General features: G+C 61.5%; 16 protein-coding genes. 9 read left to right on the top strand and 7 right to left on the bottom strand.

Annotation, left to right across the window (positions count from 1 at the left end):
- Positions 1–108: 108 nt before the first annotated feature.
- A complete protein-coding gene (locus HFX_RS11850; protein WP_004059742.1) occupies positions 109–852 on the bottom strand; it encodes a sugar phosphate isomerase/epimerase family protein in 744 nt (247 codons plus the stop codon).
- A gap of 169 nt (positions 853–1,021) precedes the next feature.
- Here HFX_RS11850 and HFX_RS11845 point away from each other — a divergent pair, with 169 nt between their 5' ends.
- From HFX_RS11845 to HFX_RS11815, 7 genes are all read left to right on the top strand, one after another.
- Positions 1,022–1,237 (top strand): DUF3311 domain-containing protein, encoded by a 216-nt coding sequence (locus HFX_RS11845; protein WP_004059743.1) that lies wholly within the window; start codon positions 1,022–1,024, stop codon positions 1,235–1,237.
- A complete protein-coding gene (locus tag HFX_RS11840) occupies positions 1,237–2,736 on the top strand; it encodes a sodium:solute symporter family protein (RefSeq protein ID WP_004059744.1) in 1,500 nt (499 codons plus the stop codon). The genes HFX_RS11845 and HFX_RS11840 overlap by 1 nt, the downstream gene beginning before the upstream one ends.
- Before the next feature lie 77 nt (positions 2,737–2,813).
- Positions 2,814–3,098 carry an amphi-Trp domain-containing protein gene (locus tag HFX_RS11835; protein WP_004059745.1) on the top strand — a complete coding sequence of 95 codons (285 nt, stop codon included), beginning with the start codon at positions 2,814–2,816 and terminating at the stop codon, positions 3,096–3,098.
- A gap of 79 nt (positions 3,099–3,177) precedes the next feature.
- Positions 3,178–3,663 (top strand): GNAT family N-acetyltransferase, encoded by a 486-nt coding sequence (locus HFX_RS11830; RefSeq protein WP_004059746.1) that lies wholly within the window; start codon positions 3,178–3,180, stop codon positions 3,661–3,663.
- Between the two features lie 99 nt (positions 3,664–3,762).
- The gene (locus tag HFX_RS11825) at positions 3,763–4,560 is read left to right on the top strand and encodes a YqcI/YcgG family protein (RefSeq protein WP_004059747.1); all 798 of its coding nucleotides are present in this window, start codon (positions 3,763–3,765) and stop codon (positions 4,558–4,560) included.
- Positions 4,560–5,174, top strand: a complete 615-nt coding sequence (locus HFX_RS11820; protein ID WP_004059748.1) for a cysteine hydrolase family protein — start codon at positions 4,560–4,562, stop codon at positions 5,172–5,174. The genes HFX_RS11825 and HFX_RS11820 overlap by 1 nt, the downstream gene beginning before the upstream one ends.
- A 248-nt stretch (positions 5,175–5,422) precedes the next feature.
- Positions 5,423–6,535: a putative sulfate/molybdate transporter gene (locus tag HFX_RS11815; protein ID WP_004059749.1), complete on the top strand. Its 1,113-nt coding sequence runs from the start codon at positions 5,423–5,425 to the stop codon at positions 6,533–6,535.
- A gap of 54 nt (positions 6,536–6,589) precedes the next feature.
- Here the strand turns inward: HFX_RS11815 and HFX_RS11810 are convergent, their stop codons facing one another.
- A complete protein-coding gene (locus HFX_RS11810; protein ID WP_004059750.1) occupies positions 6,590–6,781 on the bottom strand; it encodes a hypothetical protein in 192 nt (63 codons plus the stop codon).
- Positions 6,782–7,967: 1,186 nt separating this feature from the next.
- Here HFX_RS11810 and HFX_RS11805 point away from each other — a divergent pair.
- The gene (locus HFX_RS11805) at positions 7,968–8,894 is read left to right on the top strand and encodes an HFX_2341 family transcriptional regulator (protein ID WP_004059751.1); all 927 of its coding nucleotides are present in this window, start codon (positions 7,968–7,970) and stop codon (positions 8,892–8,894) included.
- Between the two features lie 1,465 nt (positions 8,895–10,359).
- Here HFX_RS11805 and HFX_RS11795 read toward each other — a convergent pair.
- The gene (locus HFX_RS11795) at positions 10,360–11,415 is read right to left on the bottom strand and encodes an enolase-like domain-containing protein (protein WP_004059753.1); all 1,056 of its coding nucleotides are present in this window, start codon (positions 11,413–11,415) and stop codon (positions 10,360–10,362) included.
- An 83-nt stretch (positions 11,416–11,498) separates the two neighbouring features.
- Positions 11,499–12,236 (bottom strand): DUF1405 domain-containing protein, encoded by a 738-nt coding sequence (locus tag HFX_RS11790; RefSeq protein WP_004059754.1) that lies wholly within the window; start codon positions 12,234–12,236, stop codon positions 11,499–11,501.
- A 121-nt stretch (positions 12,237–12,357) separates the two neighbouring features.
- Between HFX_RS11790 and pdxS the strand changes: the two genes are divergently transcribed.
- Positions 12,358–13,266, top strand: a complete 909-nt coding sequence (gene pdxS, locus HFX_RS11785) for a pyridoxal 5'-phosphate synthase lyase subunit PdxS (RefSeq protein ID WP_004059755.1) — start codon at positions 12,358–12,360, stop codon at positions 13,264–13,266.
- Between the two features lie 244 nt (positions 13,267–13,510).
- Here pdxS and HFX_RS11780 read toward each other — a convergent pair whose 3' ends face one another.
- The 3 genes from HFX_RS11780 to HFX_RS11770 all read right to left on the bottom strand — a co-directional run bounded on the left by HFX_RS11780 (position 13,511) and on the right by HFX_RS11770 (position 16,866).
- On the bottom strand, positions 13,511–14,008 hold the full coding sequence (locus HFX_RS11780; RefSeq protein ID WP_004059756.1) for a universal stress protein: 498 nt from the start codon (positions 14,006–14,008) through the stop codon (positions 13,511–13,513).
- Positions 14,009–14,141: 133 nt separating this feature from the next.
- The gene (locus HFX_RS11775; RefSeq protein ID WP_004059757.1) at positions 14,142–15,023 is read right to left on the bottom strand and encodes a homoserine kinase; all 882 of its coding nucleotides are present in this window, start codon (positions 15,021–15,023) and stop codon (positions 14,142–14,144) included.
- A gap of 103 nt (positions 15,024–15,126) precedes the next feature.
- The gene (locus tag HFX_RS11770; protein ID WP_004059758.1) at positions 15,127–16,866 is read right to left on the bottom strand and encodes a sensor histidine kinase; all 1,740 of its coding nucleotides are present in this window, start codon (positions 16,864–16,866) and stop codon (positions 15,127–15,129) included.
- Positions 16,867–16,877 lie beyond the last annotated feature (11 nt).

Raw genomic sequence — 16,877 nt, 5'->3', positions numbered from 1 at the left:
ATATCTATCGTGGCCGACGATTCGAACGTGCTACATCGGTCATTCACTGACGCTAACAGCCGTCACGCTTCCACTCGTTTTCCCGTCACACCTCTCCCTACTTCGTTATCACTTCTCGGTGCGGAAGGTCGCAATGGCACTCCCTGCGGATTCACAGAACGTGGCCGGGTCGTCGGGGTCGTCGTGTTCGACGATACCCCACTCGACGAACTCGGTTCCGGCGGCCGCGAGGCAGCGCTCGATATCGAGTTCGCCTTCGCCGAGCGCGACAGGCCGACCGCCGCGTTCGGCGTCGGGGTCGAGGACGACATCTTTCAGGTGGATAATGGGTGTCCGGTCGGCGTAGCGGGCGACGTATTCGGCGGGGTCGTAGCCGGCGGCCAGTATCCATGCAAGGTCGAGTTCGAATCCGATACCGGAGTGTGCTGCCACCCTTTCGAGCACAGGTTCGCCCGCAACCGTCCTGAATTCGTGCTCGTGATTGTGATACAGCAGTCTGACCCCTCGGTCGTCGCACTTCGCCGTCAAGTCGTCTAACCGATGCGCTGTTTCGTCGACCGTGTCGGCGTCCGCGAAGGCTTCGGGTGGGAGATACGGAACGACGAGTGTCTCCACGCCGAGTCTCCCATATCGCTCGCAGACGGCGTCGAGGTCGGATTCGAGGTCCTCGATTGGGACGTGGGCGGCGGGTGCTTCGAGACCCGTCTCGTCGAGCACCGCGCGAACGGACTCGTCCTCGTCGACGCCCGCGAACTCGACACCGTCGAAGCCGGCGGCGGCGGCGCGTTTCATCATCGACGGCGTCGACTCGCCGAGCGCCCGGAGCGAGTACAACTGCAACCCGAACTTCATACGCTACAAAGACGGGTGCACCGCTGGAAATTGTTCCGCCGGTGCGGTCACTGGCGAATCGTCGCGGCCGGAACGCCGCCGCCCATTGAAGAAAATTAGTCTTCAATTCGCCGCAACGAAGATTAATAGGGTAACCTTTACGTCTAATTGTCGATTATCGTTCCTACGAATGACGAGCACGCGCATCGACTATCGCTGGATTGCGACGTTCGCGGTCCTCGTGGCGTTCGCCATCCCGTGGTTTCTCTGGGGCGACGACCGGGTGTTTGCTGGGCTTCCGCTGTGGCTCTGGTGGCACATCGGCTGGATGATTCTGACGGCCATCGTCTTTCACCTGTTCACGCGGCAGGCGTGGGACCGTGGCATCATCGGAGGGACGCAGTGATGGTGTCTCAACTCGAAATCCAACTCGGCGTCGTCGGGGCGTACCTGGTGGTCGCACTCGCTGTCGGGTTACTCGCTTACCGTCTCACCAGTAGGGACGCTGAAGACTACTACCTCGCCGGACGGTCCGTCGGGACCGTCGTCCTCCTCTTTACGACGTTTGCGACGCTCCTGTCGGCGTTTACGTTCTTCGGCGGGCCGGACCTCGCCTTCCGGGCAGGTCCGGAGTGGATTCTCGTGATGGGCGTCATGGACGGCGTTCTCTTCGCGATTCTCTGGTACGTCGTCGGCTACAAGCAGTGGCTCGTCGGGAAGGCCCACGGCTACGTTACCCTCGGCGAGATGCTCGGCGACCGCTTCGGCTCGAAGCGCCTCCGCGCCCTCGTCGCGGGTCTCAGTCTCTTCTGGCTGTTCCCGTACGTGATGCTCCAGCAGATGGGTGCCGGTGAGGCTATCGTCGGCCTCACAAACGGTATCGTCCCGTACTGGGCCGGTGCCGCCGGAATCACGGTGTTCATGATTGTCTACGTCGTTATCGCGGGGCTGCGCGGTGTCGCGTGGACCGACACGCTTCAGGGGCTGTTCATGCTCGGCGTCGTGTGGCTCGCGGTCGGCTGGGTCGCGACCGCGGCCGGCGGTCCCTCGGCGCTCTCGAACGCGCTCGCAACGAACAAGCCCGAGTTTCTCGCCCTCGGCGGCGGGCTGTACTCGCCGCAGTTCATCATCTCGTCGGCCGTCACCATCGCCTTCGGCGTGGCGATGTTCCCGCAGATTAACCAGCGCTTTTTCGTCGCCAAATCGGGCGCGGTCCTCAAGCGCTCGTTTGCCCTGTGGCCCGTCCTCGTCGTCCTGCTTTTCGTCCCCGCGTTCATTCTCGGCACGTGGGCCGCCGGTCTCGGCATCTCCGTACCCGAAGGTGCGAACGTCCTTCCTGTCCTGCTCAACGAGTACACGCCGGTATGGTTCGCCGCCCTCGTCGTCGCCGGTGCGATGGCCGCGATGATGTCGTCGTCGGACTCGATGCTGCTTTCGGGGTCGTCGTACTTCACCCGCGACCTCTACCGCCCGTTCGTCAACCCGTCGGCGACCGACGCCCGCGAGGCGTGGATTGCCCGCATCGGCGTCGCGCTCTTTGCGACCCTGACCTTCGTTGCGAGCCTGTTCCGCCCCGGCACGCTCGTCGAAGTCGGTGACACCGCCTTCGGCGGCTTCGCCCAGATGGCACTGCCGGTTATCGTCGCGCTCTACTGGGCCAAGACCACGCGCTCGGGCATGTTCGCCGGTATCCTCGGTGGACAGGTGTTCTACCTCGCACACGTCTTCATCCCCGCGGTCGAAGTCGGGTCGATGACGGTCTTCGGTGCGACCTACCTCACGTGGGACTACGCCCTCTGGGGAATGGTCCTCTCGGCCGTCCTCACTGTCGGTGTTTCCGCGCTCACTGTCGCCGCACCCGAGGAGAACCAGCACCGGTTCACTGAGGGCCTGCGAGCGGACTGACTCATCCCGTTTCGTGTCACAGGTCTCTTTCTGTTACCGAGACGAAGCTTATCCCCTTGCGTGCCCAATGCCTGATTGTGCCTGAAGAAGTCCTATTCAAATCCGAGAGCCGACAGACGAGAACCGAAATCGCGACATACCTCCGAACCGTCGCCGATAAACTCGACGCCGGCGAGTCGATTACGCTGAAGACCGGCGACCAGACGGTGACGATGGAACCACCGGCTTCCCCGACGTTCGAGGTGAAAGCCGAACGCGAAGGCCCCGCCAACGGTCCCGGCGAGCTGAGCATCGAGTTCGAACTCGAATGGGACGAAGACGGCGGCGATGGGGGCGAATCCGGAAGTCTGGAAATCGAGTAACCGAGTACAGAGGCGACCGAATATTCACCGCTTTTTAAGAAGATAATCTTTTGACAACACTGGGTGTTGTCGGTGACACATGGAGATTCGACCGCTTCACGCCGCCGACGTACCTGCACTCGTCGACGACCTGTGGTTCCCATTCGCGGAGGAGATGGGCGATATCGACCCGCACGATTCGCTGGCTGACGATGTGGACGTTCGCTCTGAAGCCATCCAGTACCGGCGGAACCAACTCGGCGACGAAGACGTACAGACGTTTGTCGCGGTCGACGACGAGAGTGAGAGGCAGAGTCTCGCTGGGTACACGACAGTCTCGTACTCCGAGGCACCGTCGGTGTTCGCCCGCGGCTCGGTTGCCAAGGTGAAAGACCTCTACGTCGCTCCCGAGGCACGGGGCGACGGTCTCGGGACGGCACTGCTGGAGCGGGCACACGAGTGGGGCCGCGAGCGTGGATGCGAACAAGCCACCCTGAGCGTCCACGCCCGCAACGACGTTGCACAGTCGTGTTACGAGGAACTGGGTTACGAGACACGATACGTGAAGATGGACCGCCCGCTGTGAACGGACGCTTCCTCTCGTATTGACCCTCCGTTTTGTTTCGAGAGGGCCATTCGGCCCTCAAACCCGAACCCTCAAACCTCCGCACTCCAACCCCCGCGCATGAACGAGCCGGGTCACCAGGTGCTCATGGAGCAGGACGTGCTTCGTCGCCGTCTCGACGACGGCACCCTGCCCGAATGGGCGGAACAGCACTACGAGACGTTCCGCGAGACGATGCTCGGCGACCACGATGGTGCGCCGTTCCCGTGTTACTTTGGCATCGACTCCGAGCGAAACGGCGACGCGCTGTACACGTTCGTCGATTCGATGACCGACAAGGACGCCCTGCTGGCGCTTCGGGACACCCTCCTCGAATACATCGACGTGTACCGAGAGTACTCCGAGCAGTGTTCGCTCGTCACGTTCTTCAAACCACCCGCGGAGGAGTTGACCGAAGCCGACTACCACGAACACCTCTGGCACATTCTCCAGTTCCTCCACGTCAACGACCCGGAGCCGTGGCCCGAGGGCATCCCGACCGACCCCGACGACCCGAAGTGGGAGTTCTCCTTCGGCGGCGAACCGATGTTCCCGACGACGCGTGCTCCCTTCTACGACGAGCGGATGAGTCGCTACTGCCCGTGGGGCCTCGAAATCACGTTCCAACCACGGGCGCTGTTCGACGGCATCACCGCCGACACCGAGGCCGGACAGAAAGCACGCAACGTCATCCAGAACCGCATCGAGGAGTACGACGGCGTCTGTCCCCACGCCGACCTCGGTGACTGGGGCGTCGAGGGCGACCGCGAGTGGCCGCAGTACATGTTCTCGTCGGACGAGTCGCAAGCACCCGACGAGTGCCCGATTCGAATCTCCCGCGAGCACCCGAAAGTGCCGGTGGCTCCGGCGGACGACTAATGACCGACGATAACGCCACACCGACGCGTACGCTCGAACTCCCGGCCGACGCCGTTCTCGACCTTCCCGACGACACCGCTCTCGTCTGTATCGACATGCAGGTCGGCTTCGACGACCCCGCGTGGGGCGACCGAAACAACCCCGGGATGGAAGCCCGCGTTTCGGACCTCCTCACGGCGTGGCGCGAGACCGACCGCCCGGTCGTCCACGTCCGCCACGACTCCACGGAACCGGACTCACCCCTTCGAAGCGACGGCGAGGGATTCGGCTGGAAACCCGAATCCGAGCCCGTCGGCGACGAACCGACGTTCACGAAACACGTCAACAGCGGCTTCATCGGCACCGACCTCGAAGCGTGGCTCCGCGAGCGCGACTACGACACGCTCGTCATCTGCGGTCTCACGACCGACCACTGCGTCTCGACGACGACGCGGATGGCCGAAAACCTCGGCTTCGACGTGTATCTCCCCGCCGACGCGACGGCGACGTTCGACCGCGAGGGACACGACGGCCAGTCGTACACGGCCGACGAGATGCACCGGACCGCGCTAGCGCACCTACACGGGGAATTCGCGACTATCGTCGAGTCGGCGGCGCTGTTGCCGACGCGGTAATCCGACGCCCGCGGCCGCTCCTGATTTTGTCGATATTTTTTCATGCCTGTCGAGAATAGCATCCGTATGAAGCGACGATTTCTCTTCGGTCTCGGCGTGTTCGACCTGTGATTGCACGGCTTTCAGGCCCTGAGATTGGTGTCGGCGTCTGACCAGTGCGTAACTATATCTGATTTCTCTCGACCGAATATGTACCATGGTACAATTACGCAAATGCATTTCAGCTTTCCCACGAAATCTGATTCGAGATGGGAGTCTCGTTTCCGTACCGCGATAAGCTCGCAGTCGATTTCGCGTGGAACGAGTTCACCGGCGCGGTGGGTGATTCGGTCACGGTCCTCCCAATTGTCGTTGCGGTCGCCCGCCTGACGGACCTCTCGTTGGCCCTCGTTCTCGTCTGGTTCGGCGTCTTTCAGGTCGTGTGGGGGCTCTACTACGCGGCCCCGCTGTCGGTCGAACCGATGAAGGCGCTGGCCGCGCTCGTCCTCGCGGAGTCGGTCACGGCGGGCGAGGCGCTCCTCGCGGGCGTGCTTCTCGGCGTCGTCCTCCTCGGCATCGGTCGGACAAACTCGCTGGGTCGCGTGAGTCGGTATATCGGCGACCCGGTCGTCCGCGGCGTCCAGTTCGGCGTCGCCCTCGTCCTGCTCACGACCGGTCTCCGACTCGGATTGGGTGACCTTCGACTGGCCGGTCTCGCGGTCGTCGTCGCGTTGCTCGCGGTCGTGGGCCGACGCCGCAACCTGAGCGCGCTCGCGGTTCTCGCGGTCGGCGGTGTGGTCGCCCTCTTCCACGTCGGAATTCCGTCGCCGACGCTTCCGTCCGTAGGCAGTTTTGCTCTCTTCAGAACCGTCGAATTCACCGCGCCCGCACTAGAGGCGGCGGGTGCCCAGTTGGCCATGACCGTCGGCAACGCCGCGCTTGCAACCTCAGTCCTCTTGGCCGACTACTTCAACCGCGATATCTCGGCCGACGAACTCGCCTCCAGCATGGGTGTGATGAACCTCGTCGCCGTCCCGTTCGGCGGCTTCCCCATGTGCCACGGCAGCGGCGGCGTCGCCGGAAAGTACGCCTTCGGCGCTCGAACCGCGGGCGCGAACGTCGTTCTCGGCGTGGGCTACGTGCTCGTCGCCCTCTTCGCCGTGGACGTTGTCGCCGCGTTTCCCGTGGCGATGCTCGGCGTCGTACTGGCGATTATCGGCGTGCAGTTGGGTCGGACGAGTTTGGTTCGGGCGGAGGGGTACGCGTTCGTGGTTGGTGTGGGCGTGGTTGGGGTCGTGGTGAATCTTGGAGTGGCGTTTGTGGTCGGGGTTGGGGTTTGGGTGGTGTGGGAGTGGGTTGGTAGCCGAGGGGGTCGCGACTGACGTTGCTGATGGCCGCTAACCAACCCGTGGTAACCCACTCAGTGGAGCAGACGCCTACTGCTTCGCTAATTCGTCTTTCTTCGTGTAGACGATTAGTGTCAAGACCACACCGAATGCGGTCGTCAACAGGCGGAGTTGGATGAGACTGACGCTGGTAGAGAGCTTCGTGAGTGCGGCCACGAAGACAGCACCAAACAGGAGACACGGGAGGATGATGTACACTGTGAGTGCCTTGTTTCGTTCCATGGGTGACCTGAACTAGTGTAAGCGAAAAAATCATTCCCTCGTGAGCATCTATGGGCTCGTTCGAAGCGTCATTTGCCACCCGTCAGTCTGGCCCTTTTTACAACTACATCGACCACAACCGCGAAGATGCGACCGACGAACACGGAGTGATTCCACTGCTAACCACCCAATTCGGACGAATCTCTAAGTCTACGATTCGAGAAACCAGGTATCGGTGGACTCACCCCCGTCAACTCAACGGGGGTCACTGTCTCCATGGTCGGGACATGGATGATTGCCAAGCAGTTAGGGAGAAGACTACGCACCATCCATCTCAGCGAGAGCATCTAATTCTACCCCTATTGATAGCCAACGATTAACATGAAGAAGGGAGCTTATAGCTACCATGGTGCACGCGGAATTCAGTGACGGGTCCCAACAATGGCAGACCATATTTTCGACAGACGAACAGTACTGAAAACAATCGGAGCAGGTGTAGCAGGGGGGACCACGCTTGTAGGGACAGCAACCGCCGGCGATACTGGGAATAATAGGCGACAAGACACGTTCGCGTGGGGGCAGAACACCCTCTTTGAAATGCTGGAATCGGAGCCACACCCGGGGAGTAAAGATAATGAAGGAAACGAAGCGGCCCACAGACCGCTTTGGTTAATCAAACCCATGACTGATACGGGCGTAGATGGAAGTGAGCATAGCCCACATCCAGCCCCACTTCCATTTGATATCGACCACGTCGTTCCGTTAGATGGACCTTCGTTCACTGCTCAGTGGCACGTTCATTTTGTCGTGGAGGAAGGGGGTAAACCCCCGGAGGATTTGGTCAGAACAGACCAAAATGGAGACTATCTAACCAGCGCCAGCCGCATTCAGAACGCGACTAACGTAGACATCATCCCAACCGACGTGGTGTTCACCTGTCCAATCCGACCCCACAAGCACAATGGGCGGAAGTAACTCCCCGACGGGTTTCTCACTCATCGCCCCGCTAACCACAGACCCCCCATCAGCCCCCGGGGCGTAGGGTGAGATTCAGGGGGAGAATTATCTTCACCTGCCAAACGATTATAACATTCGGCCCTGCGGTTCTTGTGAAGCCCGCGACGGGAGAGGTGCGAACATGGGCAATGTACAATTGAACGGTATGCTACTTGAGGGGATTAATAAACGTTCCCACGGAGTATAGCGTATGCAGACGCACATCGTTCCCGTCGGGTTCGACTACGACCGACTCATCGCGCCACTCATCCGCGACCAGTTGGACGTTGACCGCGTCATCCTCCTCGAAGGCGCTATCGGGAGCGAAGCGAACGTCGAGTACTCGCGGAACCTGTCGGGGAAACTCGGCAAGGACTTCCAGAACCTCCTCGGCGCGGAGACCGAGCAGGTCATCGTCGACGACGTGTACGACTACGACGCCGCATTCGAGCAGGCCTACGACCTCATCAACGCCGAACTCGACGCCGACGACGAACTCCGCGGGGACGACGAGGAACCGGGTGAGGTGTGGGTCAACGTGAGCGCGATGCCACGGCCCGTCTCCTTTGCCTTCGCAACCGCCGCGCACTCCATCATGGTAGAACGGCAGGCCGACCGAGACCGCATCCACACCTACTACACGGCCCCCGAGAAGTATCTGGAGACCGAACTCGCCGAGGAACTCCGAACCGGCCGCGACCTGCTGGAGGATATCCTCGAATCCGGTGAAATCGACGCCGACCGAATCCGCGAACGCCTCGACGTCGCCTCGGACCTCCTCTCGGAATTCGACGAGCGAGGGACGACCATCGGCGCGAAGGAAATCGACGGTCGGCACATCGTCGAACTGCCCGTCGCCTCCTTTTCCAACGTCAAGCCGTTCGAGGAAGTCATCCTGTTCAAACTCGGCGAACACGGCGAGTTCGGGTCCGTCTCGGAACTCGCGGAGGCGCTCGCCCGCGAGATGAACGAGGAGTACACCGATTCTTTCCGCTCGAAGGTCATCTACAACGTGGACCGTCTCGGCCCCGGCGGGAAGGGCTACATCGAGCAGGAAGAACGAGGGAAGTCCTACCGGACGCGACTCTCCCGTATCGGCGAGTTGTGGGTCCGCGCCCACGCGGACAGCGAGGAGTGAGTCGAATCTGTCGTTTTCGAGGCGATTGAGAAAGAATCGTCACTCTCTCAGGTCGGTACGGCCGATTACAAATCAGTCGCTTCGGGAGCCGAAATCGGTCGCTATCGGTCTCAGTGACGGAACGCTTTCAAGCAAACAAGCGCCACAAAAGATGTTCTCCCCGAAGCAACGACTCAACGGACTGTTCACTCATATCAAGCGGATAAAGACACTCTCTGGAGCGGAACAGGAATCGTTGAATTCTGAAGTGGTATCTCTCGTCGAATTACTCGAACGAGGTATTGCGGCAGGCGTCAAGACGTAGTCGGCGACCACCCGAACCTTTCTATCGCTGAGTTATGAGCAAGCATATGGAAAAGCCATCACGGCGGTGGATTCTCAGGATCATCTCTCTCTTGACAGCCAGTAGCCTTGCTGGTTGTGTGGCTGGTTCGGGGCGAACCCTTTCCTGTTCCAGTATGTCTGCAGTCTTAACTCTACAGTCACGGGTTACTCTCGTTAAGGTGCCATTCGATCAAGGAGCTGCAGCGAGGGATGTCGAAAGGACTCTCGAAGAACGCGGCTACACTGCCACTGCCACCGTCGATTATGGGGCCTGACCACTCTCTCGATTGAGACCTACACAACCGACGGAGGTTCGCTCTCTGATATCGATGGGTCGTCCAGTTGGCCTTGGGAAACACCACTCCTAGTCCAACGTGTCGAAGCACTCCACGAAGCCGCTGCGAGTGTAGCACTTTCCCTCCCCGAGCTTTCTGCAACAAAGACGCAGGTCGGTATTGTGAGTGCTGAATCACAACCAGTTCGTGAGGCGGTGACAAGAGTTCGTCGCCTTCTCGAACCGTCCGGGAGGGTCTCTGTCACACTCGAAAAACCGGATTGGAACTCATCAAAAAACCTCCAACACCGTTTTGAGAGTTCAATTGGACGAAACGACCTCGTCTCAGACGACATTAGTATCCAGACCCGTGGGGAAGCCTACGAAGTAGCTGCACCCACAGAAGAGAACCGGTATATCCGGTCCTTGTTCGGTCCCACGTTTCAGACATTCCTCCCTGATTCGGTCGAAAATGCACGGATAGTCGTCCGGATGGACGGGCACATCGTTCAGCGTCGCCCGCTGACTGACCTCGAAAAGGAATATCTTGAATGGTACTCACAAACCACCGACGACCCAACTCATCTAGACCCGGTTCCGATTCAAATCGGCGAACTGACGGCCGAGGACGCCGTTCGTGTAGCGTCTAGCCTCGCGGTCCCGACAGGCTCGTCCAACCGCTTTCAACAGCGGTGTTGATTCGGGTCGCGGCCGCTGGTGATGGAATAACGAGACGGTACGAGGGAAGACCGGTATTGCTCTGGTGTGTGCGGGGCCGCCAACGTGTCGCACAACCAACCACCGATAGCAGTCCAGACGGTGTAGAGTACCACGGTCAGGTGGTCCGTGGAACTCTCGCTGTACTCTTTAGAACTCGAGACCCGACGGGTCGTTACTCGGGGTCAGCGGACTCCGCGGAAGTCCGCTCGGCGGGTCCGGGAGATTGTAGCCGCGAGGAGCTACGTCGTTCGGGCCGTCCGGATAGAACACCGACGCGAGCAGTTGGATGTGGTCGCGTCCCACATCGAGTTCGAACTGGCCGCCGCCGTACAGGGACATGCCGCGAGCCTCGGCGTACTCGATGGTCTCGAAGAGTGACTCGACGGTCCCGAACCGCGAAGGCTTGATATTGAGCCACGACGGTTCGAACGGGAGTTCTTCGACCGACTCGACGCCCGTAATCGGCGCGTCCCACGAAACACGCGATTTCTCGCCGTCGAATAACGGTCGGGTCTCGTCGGTGAACTCGGGGTCTTCTATCACGGCGTCGGGGAATCCCGAGATGATTCGCTCGTAGAGTGCAGGGTCTGCTTCCTGATCGACAGAGGTGTTCTTGTACTGGCCCTTGAGGTCGAGGATGCGGACACAGTCCCGCTCGGCGAGGGTCGCCACGAGGTCGTCGTCCCACGCCGACGTGGGGTCCAGTTTGAACTCGCAGTCGGGGTCGCGGTCGAGGAGCATCTCGATTCGGTCGGCCGATGGTGAGTCGCCGAGTCGCGTGCTCACCACGAACCGAACCGGGTCGCGCTCGCGACCGAGTGCCGCCGCGAGGTCGGTCCCGTGCTGTCGGAGCGCGAGGTCGAGTCCGGCGGATTCGAGCGCCCAGCGACGGTAGTGCACCGATGTCTCGCGTTCGGGTCCCTTCGTCGGGAACAGGTCCACATCGTCGAGAGCAGCGGAGAAGTCGGCGAAGGAGTCGTACGCCCCCTGAAGGTCAAACACGTCGTCGGGCGCGTCAGCGAGGGCGTCGTGGTCCTCCGAGTCGTACGTTACGTCTTCGCCACGGCCAACGTCGCCGTCGCCGGAGAGTGAGAAGACCGTTGTCTTGCGGAGAAAGTCACTCGACGTGTCGCTCTCGAAGCGGTCGCGGGTGACAGACTCGACGGTGAGCGGCAGGTCAGCCACGCGGTCGAAAAGAGTCATCGAGTGAGCAGTTGGATTCGGAGGCCTAAAAACGTACACGTCGGGCCGGTTGGTGCCGATTCGAACTGTGTTGCGTTTGTGATTCAGACCGCGCCGTGTTCGACCTTCTCTACCCGCGTCGCAAGCGCGAGGAACGTCGCCGCGAACGTCAGTACGACAGCACCGGCGGCGGCGAGTTCGTGGGCTGGCGCGACGTGCTGGACGACGCCATCGACGATTGGTTCGGCGGGAATGAGCGTGTGGTGCGCCGACCCGACGATGGGGACGAAGTAGTCGACGAGGTCGTTGAAACCGTACCAGACGACCGCGACGAGGACGGCACCGATGGGAAACCGGGCGTAGCGCTGGATGAGAAACGCCTCGACGACCATGGCGAGGTGGCTCCAAAAGAGGAAGTTGTACATCGCCCAGTGGAGATACGAGAAGTCGCTTTTGAACACGAGAAGCACGTACGGCGTCCACAACCCGAGTTTGAGACAGCCGAAGAACGCGAGCGCGTTGATATACTCGTTCGACCGCCCGAGTTTCCAGAACGCGAGTGAGAGTGCGATAAAGAGCGTAGCGACGGGGCTATCGGGAACGAGCGGCCACATTACCGTCGGTTCGATGCTGAACTGGAAGCCGTAGTACCAGAACCCGAACGCGGTCCCGACGAGGTTGATGACGACGACGAGCCACGCGATATTGAGTCCGAAATTTTCCAGCCACTCCGGGAGGGGCGCGAGCCACCGCGGCAGATTCGTCGTGGGCGGCAAGTCGTCGTCGCCGAAGAGGCGTCTCGGGTCGTCGAGTATGTGGCGTAATCGCGTCGCCTCGTCCATATACACGCCGAAGTAGGGGGAAGCCAAAGCGGTGCCGGTCTCACCCATGGAGGGGCCGACCGTGCGAAGAACTGACGAGCGGAAGCGATTGCTTAAGTGTACCCGGTCGCAACCCACGGACATGGCTGAGGAGACCGACCTTGAGGAACTCCGGCGTGGGACCGAACTCGTCAAGCGCGGGTTCGCCCAGATGCAGAAAGGCGGCGTCATCATGGACGTTGTCAACGCAGAGCAAGCGAAGATTGCCGAGGAGGCGGGCGCAGTCGCCGTAATGGCACTCGAAGCCGTTCCGGCCGACATCCGCAAGCGTGGTGGCGTCTCTCGGATGGCCGACCCCGAGAAGGTCAAAGAAATCATCGACGCCGTCTCCATCCCGGTGATGGGCAAGGCCCGCATCGGCCACTACACCGAAGCACAGATTCTCGAAGCTATCGGTGTCGACATGGTCGACGAGAGTGAGGTTCTCACCCCGGCGGACAACGAATACCACATCGACAAGCGCGAGTTCACGTCGCCGTTCGTCTGTGGTGCGCGCAACCTCCCCGAGGCGCTCCGCCGCATCAACGAGGGTGCCGCGATGATTCGCACCAAGGGAGAAGCCGGTACTGGCGACGTCAACCAGGCCGTCACTCACCAGCGGACCATCAAAAACCAGATTCGGACGCTTACGGGTCTGAACTTCGACGAGCGCGAGAAGTGGGCTCGCGAGCACGAAGCACCTGCTGACCTCGTCCACGAGACAGCCGAGATGGGTCGGCTGCCGGTCGTGAACTTCGCCGCCGGTGGCATCGCGACGCCCGCCGACGCGGCGCTCATGATGTACCACGAGTGTGACGGTATCTTCGTCGGCTCCGGCATCTTCGGCGCAGAGGACCCAGAGACGATGGGCGAGGCAGTCGTCGAGGCCGTCAACAACTGGGACGACCCCGAGAAACTCGCCGACATCGCCTCCGGCATCGGCAAGGGCATGAAGGGCGAAGCGAACGTCGACATGCCCGAAGAGAAGAAGCTGCAAGGCCGCGGCGTCTAAGCGACTTCTCACTCCACTCTCGTACCGATTTCGACCGCTTTTGCTACGAAACAGTCGTGAGCGCGACGCTTAGATTGTTGTCGCCGAACGACGCGTGACACACGGACCAGTCTCTACAGGTCGACAGTGGTGTCTACAGGTCGGCAGTAATGCGCGTTTTCGAGGTACGACTGTCGGCGGTGTCGGAAAATGAGAATCGTGTTCGTCGCCGACGCGTCCACGTACGCGGGTTCTCTTGGCAGTCTTACGCGAGCGCGCGGGACTTCCGATTCGAGTCGTCTTCCGTCTCTGACTCTTCGCCGAGGAGGACGGTGACCGGCCCGTCGAAGTTGAGCATGACCGTCTGGGTCACGTCCCGAGAGAGAAGCTTCCCTGTCGGCGAGCGGCGGCGACCGGACACGAAGAGGTGGTCGCACGATTCCGCCTCGGCCGTTTCGAGAACCGAATCGACTTCCGGGCCGATGTCGGCGACGACTCGGTAGTCGACATCGAGGTCGTCGAGAGCCTCGCGTGCGAGACGCTTGGCTTTGCGCGTGGCCGACTCGGTTGCCTGGTCGATGCCGTAGACGACATCGGACGACCCGACATCGGCGAGGGCCGAGCGCGTGCGCTCGAACTCCTCGTCGGGGAGGACGGTGAGGACGACGAGTTCCGCTCCGCTGCCGGCGGCGAGTTCGCCTGCTTCGCGGAGGATTCGATTCGACCGTTCGTTCGGACTGACGACGACGAGTGCTCGTTGCATATCCTGAATGTCTCGCGTAAATGAGAAAAGTCTTCTCGGAATCGTGTTAACACGGACCGTGAGAACTTTTTCCAGTGGCTCAGGGTCCAAAAAACACCATAATTTGGTGTGCTAGTTGTTCTCTCTATACCATTCAGATATCAAATATTTCAGCGCCGCGACCGACACGCGTCTTGTAGGCGCGGGCAGCCACATCGGTCTCGTCGAAGGCTTCGAGCATCGCACCCGCAACGCGAGTTCGGTCGCTGGCGTGGCACACACTGAGAACCGACGGGCCGGCACCTGAGACGGTGACGCCTTCCGCCCCGGCTTCGAGTGCCGCCTCTCGAACATCGTGATAGCCGGTGATGAGTTCCGCTCGTGCCGGCGTGACGATGCGGTCGTCCATCCCGGCCCCGACGAGTTCGGGGTCGCGACGGCACATCCCGACAGCGAGCGTCGCTGCCCGACCGACCGTGTGAACCATGTCTTCGATGCTGGCCCGACTCGGGACGACACGCCGTGCATCGCGAGTCGAGACGGCGATTTCGGGAAGGCACGCGACGAGCGGGATGTCGGCGTCGACAGTCGTGACTCCGTCGTCGGTTGCGACGGTGAAACCGCCGAGCAGTGCGGGCGCGACGTTGTCGGCGTGGGGTTCGCCGGAGACGACTGCCTCCCCCTCAGCGGCGACCGGGACGAGTTCCTCGCGGGAGAGTCCGCGGTCGTACAGTTCGTTCAGGGCGACTGCGGCCGCGGCGGAACTCGCGGCCGACGACCCGAGACCCGACGAGGGCCGGACACCTTTGTCGATACGAATGTGTGCGGGGGCGTCGAGTGCCTCGGCGACGGCACCGACGACGTTTCGGTCCGGGTCAGTCGGAATGTACTGGCGACCGACGCCCGTGACCTCGATTGTTGTGCGGTCCGCCTTTTCGACGTGAACGACGTCAGCGGGGCGGTCGAGAGCCACTCCGAAAACGTCGAACCCACTTCCGAGATTGGCGCTCGTGGCGGGTGCGCGGACCGTAACCATGCCCGCAGTTGCCGTATCGCAGATAAAAATGTGGCGAACGTCGCAACTGTCCCGCAGACGTGTAATTCTACTCACCAATCCAATCAGTCAGTCAGCCGTCCAGCTATTCGGTCGCTTCTCGGTTCTCTGCGGCCACGGCCTCCGGTTCGGCTGCTACGTCGGTGAACTCGAACCGCGCCCCGCCGGACGATGACGCCACGAGGTCGACTGACCAGCCGTGGGCGTCGGCGATTGATTTGACGATAGGAAGGCCGAAGCCGGTGCCGTCTTCGTGTGTCGTGTAGCCACGTTCGAACACGTTTTCTCGCTCCCGCTCGGGGATTCCGGGACCGTCGTCTTCGACGTAGAACCCGTCGTCCAGCGCACCGACAGTAACAGTGATTGAGCGGTCGTCGGACGCGAACTCGTCTGTCTCACCGTGTTCTACCGAGTTCCGAAACAGGTTTTCGAGCAGTTGGCGGAGTCGCCCCCGGTCGGCAGCAATCGTCCGGTCCAGTCGAACATCGAGCGTGGCGTCGCCGACGGCGGTACTGTCCCATGCCTCCTGCGCGACCGTCTTCAGGGCAACCGGTGTCACGTCCGTCAGTGTCTCCCCCTGCCGGGCGAGCGTCAGCAGGTCTTCGATGATTGTCTCCATCCGGTCGTGGGCTTCTTCGACCCGTTGGAAGTACTGGTCGTCACCGGTCTCCTGTGCCAGTTCCAGATAGCCGCAGGCGACCGTAAGCGGGTTTCGCAGGTCGTGGGAGACGACCGAAGCGAACTCATCGAGGCGCTCGTTCTGGCGCTGGAGTTGTCGTTCGCGCTCCGTACGCTCAGTGATGTCGCGGACGAGAACGAGTGTTCCCGTGGTCAGCGACTCCTCGCCGAGCGGTGTCGTCTCCACCAACAGGTCCCGTTCCTCGCCGTCGAGTGTGACCGTCGCCTCCGCGTTGGGAGTTGCAGGAAGCGCAGCAACGACTTCGGGTAACAACACGTCGTCGACCAACTGCCCGTATGACCCTTCGAGCGAACGGGTGAGGAGTCGCTCACTCGCTGGATTCGCATCGAGCACTCGCCTGTCGTTGTCGAGGACGATGGCGGCGTCGTGCATCGACTCGATGACGGACTCCCATGCGACCGGAACGAGCGTGAACAGTCGGTGTCGGAAGACACTCCACGCGACGGCTGCCGAGGTGAGCGAAAACGCCAGTGCGGGGAGGTTTAGGCCCGAAACGGGACTCAGGTCGGTGATGTAGATGATGCCACCAGCCGCAGGGATGAGACCGCCGACGAGCAACCCGAGTGTCTGTTTTCGATGGATTCCACTAGCACGGAAGAGCGTCCGAACGAGGATGCCGACGCCCGCGAAGACGAGTACGTACGCGTAGATGATGTAGACAGTGAACGCGACGCCGTGTTCGTTCACGAGGACGACGTACCCAGGCTGCGTGGAGAGCCGCAGGTCGGTCCAGATGAGTTTGTGCCACTGGTTCGTCAGGACGAGTCCGATTGTGACGACAGGGACACTCCCGAGGGCCGCCCACGCCGACCGCGGCAAATCATCAAATCCGGCGTGACGCATCACGTACGCGAACCACAGCAACGGGAGCGGCGCGATGCCGAAATAGCCGAGTTGGTTCAAAAGCACCTTGGTCGCGAAGCCGGTTCGGGAGAGTTCGAGCGCGTACAGCCCCATCCAGAGCCCCGATGCGAACAACAGGAGTGCACCGAGTGCCGCGCCCGGGATGAGGCGGCGTTCCGTCTGGCGGTGGAGAAGATACAGTCCGAGGGCTACGAAGAGACCGGCACCGACCCCAAGCGGAATCGTGTACGGCGTAGCCTGCCATTGAGACGCGCCCTGCATGCTCCGCACTC

It is taken from the genome of Haloferax mediterranei ATCC 33500 (assembly GCF_000306765.2).
Classification (GTDB): Archaea; Halobacteriota; Halobacteria; order Halobacteriales; family Haloferacaceae; genus Haloferax; species Haloferax mediterranei.
This window is presented reverse-complemented; position numbering and strand designations above follow the sequence as displayed.

Bases quoted from the DNA above. Each gene is read 5' to 3' on its own strand.
- HFX_RS11850 (WP_004059742.1), bottom strand. From the start codon at position 852: ATGAAGTTCGGGTTGCAGTTGTACTCGCTCCGGGCGCTCGGCGAGTCG.
- HFX_RS11845 (WP_004059743.1), top strand. From the start codon at position 1,022: ATGACGAGCACGCGCATCGACTATCGCTGGATTGCGACGTTCGCGGTC.
- HFX_RS11840 (WP_004059744.1), top strand. From the start codon at position 1,237: ATGGTGTCTCAACTCGAAATCCAACTCGGCGTCGTCGGGGCGTACCTG.
- HFX_RS11830 (WP_004059746.1), top strand. From the start codon at position 3,178: ATGGAGATTCGACCGCTTCACGCCGCCGACGTACCTGCACTCGTCGAC.
- HFX_RS11825 (WP_004059747.1), top strand. From the start codon at position 3,763: ATGAACGAGCCGGGTCACCAGGTGCTCATGGAGCAGGACGTGCTTCGT.
- HFX_RS11820 (WP_004059748.1), top strand. From the start codon at position 4,560: ATGACCGACGATAACGCCACACCGACGCGTACGCTCGAACTCCCGGCC.
- HFX_RS11815 (WP_004059749.1), top strand. From the start codon at position 5,423: ATGGGAGTCTCGTTTCCGTACCGCGATAAGCTCGCAGTCGATTTCGCG.
- HFX_RS11810 (WP_004059750.1), bottom strand. From the start codon at position 6,781: ATGGAACGAAACAAGGCACTCACAGTGTACATCATCCTCCCGTGTCTC.
- HFX_RS11805 (WP_004059751.1), top strand. From the start codon at position 7,968: ATGCAGACGCACATCGTTCCCGTCGGGTTCGACTACGACCGACTCATC.
- HFX_RS11795 (WP_004059753.1), bottom strand. From the start codon at position 11,415: ATGACTCTTTTCGACCGCGTGGCTGACCTGCCGCTCACCGTCGAGTCT.
- HFX_RS11790 (WP_004059754.1), bottom strand. From the start codon at position 12,236: ATGGACGAGGCGACGCGATTACGCCACATACTCGACGACCCGAGACGC.
- pdxS (WP_004059755.1), top strand. From the start codon at position 12,358: ATGGCTGAGGAGACCGACCTTGAGGAACTCCGGCGTGGGACCGAACTC.
- HFX_RS11780 (WP_004059756.1), bottom strand. From the start codon at position 14,008: ATGCAACGAGCACTCGTCGTCGTCAGTCCGAACGAACGGTCGAATCGA.
- HFX_RS11775 (WP_004059757.1), bottom strand. From the start codon at position 15,023: ATGGTTACGGTCCGCGCACCCGCCACGAGCGCCAATCTCGGAAGTGGG.
- HFX_RS11770 (WP_004059758.1), bottom strand. From the start codon at position 16,866: ATGCAGGGCGCGTCTCAATGGCAGGCTACGCCGTACACGATTCCGCTT.